Origin of the sequence: Candidatus Nitrosotalea sp. FS (assembly GCF_011319475.1) — an archaeon.
Lineage (GTDB): Archaea > Thermoproteota > Nitrososphaeria > Nitrososphaerales > Nitrosopumilaceae > Nitrosotalea.
Map to the genome: position 1 here is coordinate 6,051 of NZ_RCMC01000272.1, position 12,533 is coordinate 18,583.

At 38.1% G+C, this 12,533-nt stretch carries 16 protein-coding genes; 11 read left to right on the forward strand and 5 right to left on the reverse strand.

Annotated features, from left to right (window positions below):
* Positions 1-198 precede the first annotated feature (198 nt).
* From DYY66_RS10865 to DYY66_RS10880, 4 genes are all read left to right on the forward strand, one after another.
* Positions 199-342, forward strand: coding sequence for a hypothetical protein (locus DYY66_RS10865; RefSeq protein ID WP_166289241.1), 144 nt, complete (start codon positions 199-201; stop codon positions 340-342).
* 132 nt (positions 343-474) lie between these two features.
* Positions 475-2,484 (forward strand): PAS domain-containing sensor histidine kinase, encoded by a 2,010-nt coding sequence (locus tag DYY66_RS10870; protein ID WP_166289244.1) that lies wholly within the window; start codon positions 475-477, stop codon positions 2,482-2,484.
* 131 nt (positions 2,485-2,615) lie between these two features.
* Complete coding sequence (locus DYY66_RS10875; protein ID WP_166289247.1) at positions 2,616-3,107, forward strand: hypothetical protein; 492 nt, start codon at positions 2,616-2,618, stop codon at positions 3,105-3,107.
* 198 nt (positions 3,108-3,305) lie between these two features.
* The gene (locus tag DYY66_RS10880; protein ID WP_166289250.1) at positions 3,306-3,722 is read left to right on the forward strand and encodes a DoxX family protein; all 417 of its coding nucleotides are present in this window, start codon (positions 3,306-3,308) and stop codon (positions 3,720-3,722) included.
* Between the two features lie 173 nt (positions 3,723-3,895).
* On the opposite strand, the gene DYY66_RS10885 is transcribed toward DYY66_RS10880, so the two are convergent.
* On the reverse strand, positions 3,896-4,231 hold the full coding sequence (locus DYY66_RS10885; RefSeq protein WP_166289253.1) for a hypothetical protein: 336 nt from the start codon (positions 4,229-4,231) through the stop codon (positions 3,896-3,898).
* 86 nt (positions 4,232-4,317) lie between these two features.
* Between DYY66_RS10885 and DYY66_RS10890 the strand changes: the two genes are divergently transcribed.
* Both DYY66_RS10890 and DYY66_RS10895 read left to right on the forward strand, forming a co-directional pair.
* Positions 4,318-4,725 carry a helix-turn-helix domain-containing protein gene (locus tag DYY66_RS10890; RefSeq protein ID WP_166289256.1) on the forward strand — a complete coding sequence of 136 codons (408 nt, stop codon included), beginning with the start codon at positions 4,318-4,320 and terminating at the stop codon, positions 4,723-4,725.
* Positions 4,726-5,037: 312 nt separating this feature from the next.
* Positions 5,038-5,499 carry a hypothetical protein gene (locus DYY66_RS10895; protein ID WP_166289259.1) on the forward strand — a complete coding sequence of 154 codons (462 nt, stop codon included), beginning with the start codon at positions 5,038-5,040 and terminating at the stop codon, positions 5,497-5,499.
* Between the two features lie 10 nt (positions 5,500-5,509).
* Here the strand turns inward: DYY66_RS10895 and DYY66_RS10900 are convergent, their stop codons facing one another.
* Positions 5,510-5,938: a winged helix-turn-helix transcriptional regulator gene (locus DYY66_RS10900; protein WP_166289262.1), complete on the reverse strand. Its 429-nt coding sequence runs from the start codon at positions 5,936-5,938 to the stop codon at positions 5,510-5,512.
* Positions 5,939-6,040: 102 nt separating this feature from the next.
* Between DYY66_RS10900 and DYY66_RS16620 the strand changes: the two genes are divergently transcribed.
* From DYY66_RS16620 to DYY66_RS10910, 3 genes are all read left to right on the forward strand, one after another.
* Positions 6,041-6,770 (forward strand): copper ion binding protein (locus tag DYY66_RS16620; RefSeq protein WP_394352642.1); only part of this gene is annotated, 730 nt, incomplete at its 3' end.
* Between the two features lie 14 nt (positions 6,771-6,784).
* Positions 6,785-8,575, forward strand: coding sequence for a copper-translocating P-type ATPase (locus DYY66_RS16625; RefSeq protein WP_394352643.1), 1,791 nt, complete (start codon positions 6,785-6,787; stop codon positions 8,573-8,575).
* A 17-nt stretch (positions 8,576-8,592) separates the two neighbouring features.
* Positions 8,593-8,799: a hypothetical protein gene (locus DYY66_RS10910; protein WP_166289268.1), complete on the forward strand. Its 207-nt coding sequence runs from the start codon at positions 8,593-8,595 to the stop codon at positions 8,797-8,799.
* A 17-nt stretch (positions 8,800-8,816) separates the two neighbouring features.
* Here the strand turns inward: DYY66_RS10910 and DYY66_RS10915 are convergent, their stop codons facing one another.
* The 3 genes from DYY66_RS10915 to DYY66_RS10925 all read right to left on the reverse strand — a co-directional run bounded on the left by DYY66_RS10915 (position 8,817) and on the right by DYY66_RS10925 (position 11,243).
* The gene (locus tag DYY66_RS10915; RefSeq protein ID WP_255496442.1) at positions 8,817-9,185 is read right to left on the reverse strand and encodes a hypothetical protein; all 369 of its coding nucleotides are present in this window, start codon (positions 9,183-9,185) and stop codon (positions 8,817-8,819) included.
* 120 nt (positions 9,186-9,305) lie between these two features.
* Entirely contained in the window at positions 9,306-10,928 is a 1,623-nt protein-coding gene (locus DYY66_RS10920; RefSeq protein ID WP_166289274.1) for an FAD-dependent thymidylate synthase, read from the reverse strand.
* A gap of 30 nt (positions 10,929-10,958) precedes the next feature.
* A complete protein-coding gene (locus DYY66_RS10925) occupies positions 10,959-11,243 on the reverse strand; it encodes a hypothetical protein (protein ID WP_166289277.1) in 285 nt (94 codons plus the stop codon).
* A gap of 141 nt (positions 11,244-11,384) precedes the next feature.
* Between DYY66_RS10925 and DYY66_RS10930 the strand changes: the two genes are divergently transcribed.
* Together DYY66_RS10930 and DYY66_RS10935 are read left to right on the forward strand one after the other, a co-directional pair.
* The gene (locus DYY66_RS10930; protein WP_166289279.1) at positions 11,385-12,206 is read left to right on the forward strand and encodes a CdvA-like protein; all 822 of its coding nucleotides are present in this window, start codon (positions 11,385-11,387) and stop codon (positions 12,204-12,206) included.
* Positions 12,207-12,288: 82 nt separating this feature from the next.
* Positions 12,289-12,533 (forward strand): acetyl-coenzyme A synthetase N-terminal domain-containing protein (locus tag DYY66_RS10935; protein ID WP_304515763.1); only part of this gene is annotated, 245 nt, incomplete at its 3' end.

The window sequence follows — 12,533 nt, forward strand, 5'->3', positions numbered from 1 at the left end:
CCTGTATGCCTGCTTTATCTCCTGTACAGATGCCCCATGCTTTAACCCCAGTATCTCATAGCACTGAAAAATATCCAATGTATCTGATGTAACATGGGTGAATAAACTAAATCTTTTCTGTGGAAATAACCTTCTTTTGGCATTTTTTCTTAAAAATTGACTAAATTTTTTAAATAAGAGTCCCGGACTAGTGCACTAATGACACTTAATTGTCCTGACTGTGACTTTGAATTAATAGAGTTTGACCCAGGTTCTGGCATATTTCACTGTCCCAATCACGAGTGCACATTCATATATTTTGACAAAAATACGGGCAAAAAATATAGGAAAAATGAAAAATAATGTCTTTGTTATCTTATTATCCAAGTAATAGTACCGTACATGCATCTGTCTCATCGAACCTGCCTAATGATTTCATCTTGTTGACTAAGATCTTAATAACTAAAAACGATATTACACTACAGGGAATATGACATGATTCCATCTCGTATACTTGATCAGATATATCGGACATTTTATGAAATAACCCCGGATCTTGTATGTACGCTAGATGGAACTGGGATAATCATAGATGCCAACAAACGCATGTTGGAACACTTTGGATATTCAAAAAGTTATGTTGTAGGTAAATCTTGTTTTGATTTTATCACACTTGAATACAAAAAAACTGCACTAGCTGGATTCAAGGAGATGGTGGAAAAAGGAATTGGACCATTAATAGAATTACAGATGATAAAAAATAAAAATGAAACATTTTTTGGTTTATGCAAGGGTGCAAAAATAGGCAAGGAGAATGAGGAATCTGACATGTATCTGATTACAATTCATGATATATCTCTAATGCACGAATCGCTTGAAAAAATAAAACATACGGAAACAGAATTGGAAAAAAAATATGATGAACTAAAAAAAACATATGACACTCTAATGATGATGGAAAATAAATACAAAAATCTCTACGATAACTCACCTGATCTTTTGCGTACTATTGATCTTAACGGAATAATTGTAAACTGCAACCAATCATATAGCAAAAATCTTGGATACACAAAAGAAGAGATCATGCAAAGTTCGATCTTCAAACATACTGCTGACCGAAGTCAAGCTGATCTGAAAAAAGGTATTGAGGAATGGAAAGTATCTGGAATTATATCCAACATTGAGATCTGGCTCAAAAGAAAAGATGGTAGTATATTTCCAACTTTGTTCTCTGGAAATAGTCTGTTTGATGAAAAAGGCAAACTCGTAGGAAGAACAGTCGCATTTAGAGACATTTCTGACATTTATGCTGCGCGAGAAAGGATAGAGCAAGATCAAAAAATGATAAACCAGCAATACGACGAACTAAAAAAGACAAATTTCCTGCTTACTGCGGCTGAGAAGAAATTTCGTAGTCTCTATGATACATCGCCTGACTTGATGCGTACAATAGACACCAAAGGTGTCATAACTGATTGTAATGATGCTTATGCCATAAACTTGGGATACACAAAACCACAGACACTTGGAATGTCAATCTTTGATCATACTGCAGAAAAAAGCCTTGCTCCTATGAAGGCGACATTTGATTCCTGGAAGTCTGGGTCGAGCATTACAAACAGCGAAGTCTGGATGAAAAGAAAAGATGATACGGTTTTTCCAGCATTATTGAGTGCGACCACATTCTATGAAAAAGATGGTGAAATGAGAAGCAATACTATAATCAAAGACATCACTGAGCTTTACAACGCAAGACAGAAGATCGAGGAAAACGAGTCTCGCATACGAGAGCAATATGAGCAATTACGCAAGACTGACAAGTCAAAAGAAGAATTCCTGACTATGATAACGCACGAGCTAAAGACTCCGCTTGTACCAATTCAAGGGTACGTGGATATCTTACTTACGGATACATTTGGCAAATTAACTGATGCACAAAGGCAGAGACTGGAAATTATAAAACTAAACTCGCAGACTCTCTCAAAACTTATGACAGATCTTTTGGATGTACAAAAGATAGAGATTGGGCAGCTACGTGTATCAAAAACACGACACAGCTTGGCTGACATCTTGTCTCACGTGGTTGAAAACATGAAGCCCACTTTGGAAAAATACCATATTGAAATATCTACACAACTGCAACCTGATCTATTTTGTATGTGTGATCCTATGAGAATAGAGCAGGTCATACATAATCTGATAAACAACGCAATTGATTTTTGCCCCAAGGAAAATGGAAAGATAATCATCAAGCTATATCATGATGGCAAAAACGCAAAGATAATTGTCAAAGACAATGGTGTAGGAATATCAAAAAACAAGCTTGAACAAATTTTTGTCAAGTTTTACCAAATTGATACCTCCGTAACACGAGAACATGGTGGCTCTGGGCTTGGCCTTGTCGTGTGTAAGGGAATTACAGAGGCTCATGGTGGAAAGATATGGGCCGAGTCTGAGGGTACTGGCAAGGGTGCTGAAATCCATATTTTGTTGCCTCTTGATTGATTGTAATGTTATTTCTACGCAAGAATTAAACTCTCAAAACTTGTAAAAATTTGCAAGAGATGTACAAATTTTAGTGGTCTGATATGGCGTCATCCCAGATTCTGATATTTATAATAGTGATTGCAATAGTTATGGTCTTTCGATTCAGAAAGATATTCTCAGGAGGACCTGTAAGCAAAAACCGAGTAATTTTTGCAACAATATCATATTTTGGCATCAGCATGTTTACGGTATTTAGCTCGTTTCAGGTAGGAGTGTCAATTTGGTATGTTTTTGCATATGCAGGTGTGCTAGTGGGAGCAACATATCTCTCACATAGACTTGTCAAAGATAGCATCAAGGTTTGGAGGTCTGATGATGGCAAAATTCACGCAAAGGGTGGTAACATTCCATATGTGATCTGGATAGTAGGTCTTGTTTCTCGATTTGCACTGGGATATGTCTTCATAGGTCCTGATTATCTCATGACAGCATATGGCTCCCAAAAGACTCTGAGTACACTTGCAATTGAAGTTACACTGATTGTTGATCTGATTATGATGTTGGGCGTTGGCACACTCGCTGGAAGAAATATCAACTTGATATCTAAAATAAAACATTTTACAACAGAACAAAAATTGTGATGCACACAAAACCTGTAATGATATAAAAAAAGAAAGATCACTTGTTCTAATTATTTGAAACAAGTGTCTGAACTGTAGACACGGTACAAGTTTATTGGAATATCATAATCCTTGTAAAAACTTAGCTGAATTTTCATGCAACTAGCTGAGTAAATTATATGCGTAAACAATAACTAAGGCATTCAAGGTAATTGCAACATGACAGACGCCACGCTTAGAACACATAGACTGCACGACCTTAGTCATTTTGGACTGAGAATCTCTGTAGGTGTCTTGCTCATGGTCCACAGCCTTGGCAAGTTTGACAGCGGTACTGGGGGATTTTTCTCAAGCATCGGTCTTCCTTCTGAGATGGCTCCATTGATAGGGCTGTTGGAACTAATAGGTGGGGCATTGCTTATTGCAGGTGTATTGACACGAATAGCTGCAAGCCTTGTTGCAATGGAGATGCTCACAATCATGGTGTATGTGAAAAAATTACAGTCATTTTCTGGAAAAAATGGCCTAGAGCTTGAATTGCTCATATTTGTGGTTCTGTTGACTGTAATCGTACTTGGTCCTGGAAGAATATCCATATCGCATATTGTGAAAAAAATTCCAAGATTTGTACAATAAAATCATTGTATCCATTCCGAGATAATCTAACATGATGGTTGGAATAAAAAAAGAAGTGGGAGATTTCTGTTCTGGGGAGTTAAGATTATCTCCTACTTGCTTCAGAAAATATTTTTTGCAACTTTGACTCTANAAAAAAAGAAGAGTGGAAGATCTCTGTTCTGGGGAGTAGATTATCTTCTACTTGCTTCAGAAAATATTTTTTGCAACTTTGACTCTAGCTCTTTTTTGCCTTCTGCCTGGACCAGTGTTGACTGCCATACCTTTGCAGCAGTCTCGATCATTGCATCAGCTGCCTTGTCAAGTGAAGGACCAAACGAGGAATCGATCCTCTTTTTGAGTCGCTCAACATGAGCCTGGTACAATGCATCATGGAATGCCTTGTGTAGCAATTCCATTGATTGTCTTATGGGATCAACTGTTCCACAACCACAATCACTGCAGTCCATTTCTGAGGTGCATGAGCATGTTGCTTCTTCTACGTTACATGTTCCTGATTTGCATTCCATATTACTTTCTTATAGTCACTATAGAAAGGTAAGTATATAAATTGGAAAGTGATGCAATAGCAAGTAAGTGAGATTTTAGTAAGTTGATGCCACAAGAACTCAAAGAAATGTCGGACCAGATGAAATGCTGTCCTGTAGATAACACATTTCGACTAGTTGGCAAAAAATTTACCATACACATACTTCGTAACATGTTAATTTTGAATCAGACAAGGTTCAACCAATTTTTGGAATCAGTTGAGGGAATAAACCCAAAGACACTGTCTGTGCGATTACGCGAGATGGAAAAGAGTGGCTTGATAAAAAGACAGGTCTATGCACAGACTCCAATCAAGATAGAATACACCGTTACAGAAAAAGGAAAAGAACTAAGGGCAATCATAATGCAGATGGCTGCATTTTCAATGAAATACTGTAGCACAGATGTGTTCAAGGATGGCAAACCAAGGACAGTAGAACAAGTATTTGGAAAAGCACAAAAAACTATCCAGTAAGTGTTGATTCTGGTGAGTCTCTTGACTGTACCCTTACACTTCGGTCATTTTATTCCATAATATGTCTCGGATAATCTCAAGATATTCAACACAGTCTTTTTGTTTTGTATCAAAGTCGGTATTTGCCATCATATACATGCCTCTTGAAAGTTCTTATATTTGACGTATGATTGTTTCATAAGAATTCCTCGTTTCTTTTATGCGCAAATTTTAAAATCATCGTTTTTTACTTGGTTGGGTTTCTGTAATGTAGAACATTCTTTACAATTGTAAGCTATTGTTGTTTAATATCTCAGGTTCTAGACAGAAACGTTGGAAAAGAAAAAAACACTTGTTATAGTAGGAATAATTATCGTTGCTCTAATTGGAGTTGGAATGGCATCAATGAAATCCACTACGGATACCATGACTTCAAATGATAAACCAATATTGTTACACATTCATCCACGCTTGTATCTAAACGTGAATGGAAAGCCATACTTTGTACCGCAAAATGTGGGAATAGAACCAGATCTGTGGAAATACCACGCACTTGATCAGTATGGTATGAAGGGAATGGCACCACTACACACTCATACAGCTGATGGCATGCTCCATGTGGAATCGACGATAATCCGAAATTACACTCTAGGTGAGTTTCTAGACATTTGGGGACTGGACTTGAAAGGAGAAACAATCAGTGTATCTGTAGATGGAGAACCAATATCCGATTATAGAAATCATGTTTTGAAAGATGAAGAATCTATAATCATGAACATGACATCAAGTCAGTAGGGCACAAATTTTATTTGTTAGAAAGTGATTCTATTCTTCCGCGATATTTTTCCTTGTACAATGTCTTGCATGATGAACAGCAGAAAAATCTCTCTTGGTCACCCACTTTTAATATGCTAGGTTTATTGTGTGTGGGTCCATTGCAATAATCGCAAGTGATCTTTACTAGCATTCCCCTGTCTACTTTTATTTTGTGTCCTTTGAATGCCTTGTGTCGGATTTGATCTAGTTTTGCACTTGCTTCTGTTTCCAATTTCCCAAAGTCTAGGTCTACTGATATCCCCCTGATTAATCCAATATTGACAAGTCTCTCGTAATGTAGTTTCACGGTAGGCGTACTAACCTTTATTTCTCTTGAAATTTGACGAAAAGATTTTCGTCCATCTTTGACAAGAGATTCTAGCAATGCAAGGTCAATCTCATCTAGTTTTAGAGGCATAGTTAACCATACATACAAAGCCTATTTGAAAGCTGATCTTTACAATTGTAAAGATGGGATAATAAGTATCCTTTAATCGTAATTACGGTCATGGAAGGCACTATGGTCAGTACAGCGCATGATCAGACAAAGCGTACCGCATTAAAGATAGGCGGCATGCACTGTGCCGGATGTGTCAATGCTATCCAGAATCATGTCATGGAGATTCATGGAGTTACAAAATGTGAAGTCAATCTGGCTGCAGAAAAAGCTACATTAGAGTTTGATCCTAGCATAACTAATCTTGCCATAATTGAAAGAACAGTAGAAGAAATTGGATACAAAGTAGTTTATGAAAAACTCACAATCAAGATAGGAAACATGACAGATTCTAGTGATGCAAATAGAATAGAAAAAAGATTACAAGAACTTGAAGGTGTAAAATACGTCTCAGCTAGCTTTGGAAATGGACAAGTTCTAGTTGAATATAATCCAACATTGGTATCGCTTTCGGATATAAGACAAGCCATAACTAAAAGCGGTTATCAGATATTAAGCGAGGATCTTTCTGCGTCTGCAGAAGAAGTTGAAGCAAAAAAACTCAAAAAATTGTTTTTCCTCGGACTTACATTCACAATTCCAGTTTTAATTTTTGTGTATCCTGAATACCTTTCATTTGTACCCATGGCGGGAACTGCTATTACGGCTTATGTTGTTCTTGTCTGTTCTAGCATAGTGCAATTTGTTGTAGGGAGCAGATTCTATGTTGGTGCATATAGGATAGGAAAAATGAGATCTGCAAACATGGATACCTTAGTGGTAACTGGAACTACCGCTGCGTATCTGTTTAGTGNCAGGATAGGGAAAATGAGATCTGCAAACATGGATACGTTAGTGGTAACTGGAACTACCGCTGCGTATTTGTTTAGCGCAGTTAACACATTTCCCACTCCAACATGGCATAACATCTACTTTGATGCATCGTCAGTAGTTATAACTTTCATAATTCTTGGAAAATATCTAGAGACCAAAACAAAGGGTAAAGCTTCGTCGCTTGTACGAAAAATGCTCGAGCTTCAACCCAAGACTACGAGGATAAAAAAAGATGGGCAGGAGCTCGATGTGCCAATTGAGGTCATAAAGCCTGGCGACATTATTCTTGTAAGGCCTGGGGAAAAAATTCCAGTTGACAGTCTAATTCTAGAAGGAAGTTCAGCCGTTGATGAGTCCATGATCACAGGTGAGTCCATACCTGTAGGCAAGAAGATTGGAGACTATGCTATAGGCGGAACAGTTAACCAAGAGGGCATACTAGTAATCAGAGCAGAAAAAGTGGGAAGCGATACAATGCTTGCCCAAGTTGTCAAGCTAGTCGAAGATGCCATGGGCAGAAAGCCGCCTATGCAGAGAACAGTGGATAAGATTGCAGGATATTTTGCTTTTGTAGTCATGGTTGTTGCTTTTGCAACTTTTATCACTTGGTATTTGTTTACGCCCATAGGTGTACATCAACTTGCTACATCTCTCATTCCAGCAGTGGCAATACTTGTTGTAGCATGTCCGTGTGCACTTGGACTTGCCACTCCTACTGCAATAATGGTTGGAATGAGTAAAGCCGCTCAGAATGGAGTTGTCTTCAAGGGTGGTGACTCGCTTGAAATTCTTGGCAGGATAAAAATTGCAGTCTTTGACAAGACTGGTACTCTGACACAAGGAAAACCAAAGATCACAGACATCATAACTATCAAGCAGAATGTGTTTGCATCAGAAAATGTTGCAAGTGGGATGAATGCTGATAAGAAAATACTTGAGATCGCAGCTGTTGCTGAAAAAAATTCTGAACATCCTCTTGCCAAGTCAATTGTACAACATGCCATTGATTCAAAGATTCATTTGTCTAATACTACAGAATTTGTTGTCATTCCAGGAAAAGGAGTGAATGCAGTATATGATGGCAAAAACATACTAGTAGGAAGCTCAAGGTTTATGGAAGATGCGGGAATACGCACAGAGTCTGTAGAATCATCTTTGATTAAATTCCAAGAAGAGGGAAAGACTGCCATACTTGTTGCGTTAGATAAACAACTTGTTGGTATTATTGCACTATTAGATACTCCAAAACCAAATGCCAAGATTGCCATACAGTCCCTGAAAAAAATGGGAATTCAAGTTGTGATGCTCACAGGAGATAATGAAAGGACTGCCGGTACAGTGGCAAAGGAACTTGATATTGACAAATTCTTTGCAAATGTTTTACCATCTGGCAAAGCTGACATCATAAAACTGTTGCAAAAAGAAGGAAAAATAGTCATGGTTGGAGATGGAATAAACGATGCACCTGCCTTGACCGAGGCTGATGTTGGAATTGCCATAGGTAGTGGAACCGATATTGCACTAGAGGCAGGCAAAGTAGTGCTCATCAGAGATGATTTAACAGATGTCGTATCTGCAATTGAAATAAGTAAAAAAACGATGAACAAGATAAGGCAGAATCTTTTCTATGCTTTTGTATATAATGCGGCTTTGATACCGTTGGCGGGATTGGGTCTACTTTATCCTGCTCTTGCAGGTCTTGCTATGGCTGCAAGCTCTGTTTCTGTAACAAGTAGTTCACTGTTGCTCAGACGATGGACACCACCAAGCAGGAAAAAACAATGATGTCGTGTAATTCTAAAATGAACAAGAGAAATAAAATTGTAATATTGGTCGCATCATTTCTTGCATCTATCGGTGTAACATATTTTGCATTTACTTTACACAATCTTGCATTAGCTGTTTTTGTTCCAGTGCTTCTTGCTTTTCTTCCATGCTTGATCATGTGTGGAATTGTAGGAGGATCTATGTTGCTAGTTCCTAGATTGTCAAAAAACAAAAATCAGTAATACAAACTATTGATTTACTAGATTCTTAACAATTTTGAAACTTTGTAATTGTAGTTAGACAAATGCGCAAAGCCCATGATGGCAGCTCCTGTTATCTGCAAACTTATAGAATAGTACCAATACATTCCTATGAACATGAGGACTATGCCAGAGACTGCCAGAGGGATCAGCTTAATTTTTCCACTAAACCAAATTCCTAAGAGCATAAATGCTGATGAGGCTACAAGTAATGCATCTCCCCACTGACTGCTAAAAAATGCCAAAACTATGTTGTCCTTTTTTTGGTCATCCATGTTCATAGAGTTCATGCTCTGCATGCCAGAGTCTTTTGAAAATGCTGCTGCAAATGAGCCACCCATGCTTATGCTCATAAGGATAGTGCACATGCTTATGCCAAATACTCCTACACAACATACGGCCTTAGTTTTATGGGTCTTCACTTGACCGTTTTTTGTTTGTACATTCTATAAATTTTCTTGTGCTGTTTTACCGGATTGAATTCTATGCTAGTTTCCTGAAAGTTTCTTTCGTTTTTCTTCTATTCTTTTTTCTGCTTCTAGTCTTTCAAGAGTATATGATTTCATGTCTGCAAACTTGATTATGTTGGACAGGTTTGGATGGACTTTTTTAATGGACTTGAACATTTCCTGTGCGACTTTTCTATAGTCTTGATGTCCTTGTGGGACGGTTCTTAATTCAATCAAGTGCGATGCTTCGCGAAGATTTAGTTTCATAAAATATGGATAATTGTATGCAAAGTTTACAACATATTGGGCCTGCTCTGGCATCTTTGTTTTGATAACATCCCAAACTTCTTTTGATTTGTACATACAGTCATCAAAGTCTTTTTTGATTCCAAGTTGTTTTATCTCGTTTGGCATAAAATATCCACGGTTTGCGGCAAGTAACTGTCGCTCAAGTGTAAGCACACGGTGTCTGTGAAAGTCACGAAACATACCAAAGTTTGTCAAAAAATCAAATGTGTAATCTGTCATTTCAAATGCACGTGGAGGCCTCTGTCTTCTGTTCTGTCTTTGATCAGAAAATATTTTTATTATTTTTTTCCTTTCTTGCGATTTTATTTTTTTTACTTGTACAAGTATGTCTCTATATGACATACCTGCTGACTGTTCATATAATATGGAAGCAATTATTTTCTCTTCTGCCTTTTTTTCTTGTTCCCAATCAACTAAATCTGTAAGGCGATTTGTATTTCCTTTTACTTTGAGATGTTTCTTGCCAAGTGAAATAGATTTTGTCTTGATATTTTTTAGATATTTTTGCAAGGCCTTACCGTGTGTATCGTCTGCTCTTCTTACAAATGACTTTATTGTGGTATTCAATTCTCTCTGAATCTTGGCTGCAAGAACCCTTTCTTCCTCGAGGCCTGAGGAATAGAGTATGGTAAGCAGGTACTCAAAGGCTCTACCGTTTCCTGTTATGCCAACATTAGTCAGAGTGGATGCTGGAAGTAATCCTCTGAGAATGTCTAATGCCTTGGCTCGAATTGTTGCATTGTAAATTCTAGATGCGGACTTTGTCTCATCTTCGCTTGTTAGTTTGGAATATAGCACATCTGTTCCATTGGAGTTTCGAAACTTTTGATTCTCGATTGGCTCTCGCTCTTTCATGTAATCTATTGCTGGCTGGATACTCTTCGAATATACTTCAAAATCCAAGTTGCATGCCTCAAGGTACTTGTCTGCGTATCTTGAACTCATTATTTCTGGCTCTCTGTAAAACTTGTACTCTCCATTTACTTTTTTGTCCCATGCAACATACCTCGAAGATTTTTCAAGATACGACAATCCAATTCTACGGTCTTCAATTTTTTTTACTGCAATGTTTGACAAGCCTTCAATTGCAATCTGCGCTTCTCCAAGTTCTGCAACAGAATCGTCTCCATATTCAAGTAAAACTTTATTGTAAAATTCTTCACCACGATTTTCGTTTTGCGCAAACTCGTCCAAGAAAATTTTTCGCATGCTCTTGTCAGTTCTACTGTATCTTGACATCAGAGCGCCCCTGTCAACCTGTCTTGGACTGGTAATGGCAAATACAGAATCGTCTACATTTGAAAAATGTTTCAAAAGAATTTCTTTTTCAGAACCTGAAAACTCTGATGACAATATATCGTTCAAACCTTCTGTAGATAATAACTACTTCTTTCCAATCTGGATCAGATCGGATGGACCCATCTTTGGTGCATTGTGTTTTACCTGCCATCGGAGTAAAACTTCTTTGAAGGAATCAGCTTCTTGCGGATCTTCAGTATACATCAAAGTTGTTACCCACTTACCTGGACCTGCAGTTCCGCCCATGGAGTTCATCCAAAAGTCTGTCGGCATGTTTTCAAACGCCTTGTTTTTTTCATCCCGGCTCATGTCTACCCAACGTTTGGAGACAAAGTGTAGTATCTGATCTAGTTCTTCCTTTGTAATCATTATTGGACCATTACTATGCAAGTGATTATAAAATTACGCATTTTTTGTATTTTTGCATGATCATTAGCTAAAATGATCTTACCAAAACTGAAAAGCTTGTTAACATGTTCCTGATTATATGAAATTTAAAACACCTACCTAATGAGCAAGGAAGAGATCGAATTTATCGGCAAGCAAGTTAAGGACATGTACGGCACCTATATCGGCAAAGTAATAGGGACTATAACAGACATTGATGGAAGTGTACAAACCGTTGGTGTTGATTGTGGTTCTGAAGGACTTAAGCAGATAGCATTCGAGCAATTGGTCATTCAAGGACAGTATGTAATTTTCATTCCTAGATGGAGATTAGATGCCCAAAGACTATTGCGAGAGAAGGGGCTTACCATGCGTCGTATACGTGCCCTGATGGATATCGTATCTGAAAACGATGACATGAAAGACGATGCTGAATTGATCCATGAGAAGTATAAGATGAAATTGTTAACTCTGGATGAGACTGAGAGACAGATTAAAGAAAAACTTGAGAAAAGACTCGGAGAACTTGATGGTCAACTAAAGTCAATCAGGATGCTAAGATTTGACGCCAAGTTGCAAAACAAGAGCAATGAGATATCTGATGCCAAGTATGATTTAGTCAAAACTCACACAGTTGAAATCATCGAACACATCGAACACGAAAAGGCAGAGATAACAAGCATCCAACGTCGCATCAACGATCTTTCAGTTGAGAGTGGAGAGCGCATAGAAAGTCCAAAACAGGACGTTCATTCAGCCGCCATTTCATATCTTGGAAAGGTAGAAAGTCCTTCTCCTTCACAACCAAAGACTCCAGCACCTGCGGACATTGGAGTTGGTACTAGTATTCCCACTGCACCAGCAACAAAGCCTGTAGCCATCGGAGTCGATGGTGACGAAGCCCCTCAAGATTCAGACTGGCTTAAGAGAATATCATCCTCCTAGTACAACCTGACGGGATTGAAGGATTCGCTCCCAACTCCATTTGAGCGAACCTTTTTTTTGACATGCATGCTACCTGATTGTATTGGACTTGTATAACATAGGTCTTGGAAACAATGATCTAAAGACAAGGGCTGCGGCAAACCAAAACAGCGTAAAATTCTGGGAGTCTCAGGCTGAGAATCTTTATTGGTCTAAACGCTGGCACACTGCACTAGAGTGGAATCCTCCTTTTGCACAATGGTTTGTGGGGGGAAAAATCAATGCATCTTACAATGCTCTTGACAGAATAGTACAGAAAAACCCAGACAAAAAGGCAATACTTTGGGA

What these genes read in the sequence shown, in the direction of transcription:
- DYY66_RS10865 (WP_166289241.1), top strand. Translation starts at nt 199, where the DNA reads ATGACACTTAATTGTCCTGACTGTGACTTTGAATTAATAGAGTTTGAC.
- DYY66_RS10870 (WP_166289244.1), top strand. Translation starts at nt 475, where the DNA reads ATGATTCCATCTCGTATACTTGATCAGATATATCGGACATTTTATGAA.
- DYY66_RS10875 (WP_166289247.1), top strand. Translation starts at nt 2,616, where the DNA reads ATGGTCTTTCGATTCAGAAAGATATTCTCAGGAGGACCTGTAAGCAAA.
- DYY66_RS10880 (WP_166289250.1), top strand. Translation starts at nt 3,306, where the DNA reads ATGACAGACGCCACGCTTAGAACACATAGACTGCACGACCTTAGTCAT.
- DYY66_RS10885 (WP_166289253.1), bottom strand. Translation starts at nt 4,231, where the DNA reads ATGGAATGCAAATCAGGAACATGTAACGTAGAAGAAGCAACATGCTCA.
- DYY66_RS10890 (WP_166289256.1), top strand. Translation starts at nt 4,318, where the DNA reads ATGCCACAAGAACTCAAAGAAATGTCGGACCAGATGAAATGCTGTCCT.
- DYY66_RS10900 (WP_166289262.1), bottom strand. Translation starts at nt 5,938, where the DNA reads ATGCCTCTAAAACTAGATGAGATTGACCTTGCATTGCTAGAATCTCTT.
- DYY66_RS16625 (WP_394352643.1), top strand. Translation starts at nt 6,785, where the DNA reads ATGAGATCTGCAAACATGGATACGTTAGTGGTAACTGGAACTACCGCT.
- DYY66_RS10910 (WP_166289268.1), top strand. Translation starts at nt 8,593, where the DNA reads ATGAACAAGAGAAATAAAATTGTAATATTGGTCGCATCATTTCTTGCA.
- DYY66_RS10915 (WP_255496442.1), bottom strand. Translation starts at nt 9,185, where the DNA reads ATGTGCACTATCCTTATGAGCATAAGCATGGGTGGCTCATTTGCAGCA.
- DYY66_RS10925 (WP_166289277.1), bottom strand. Translation starts at nt 11,243, where the DNA reads ATGATTACAAAGGAAGAACTAGATCAGATACTACACTTTGTCTCCAAA.
- DYY66_RS10930 (WP_166289279.1), top strand. Translation starts at nt 11,385, where the DNA reads ATGAGCAAGGAAGAGATCGAATTTATCGGCAAGCAAGTTAAGGACATG.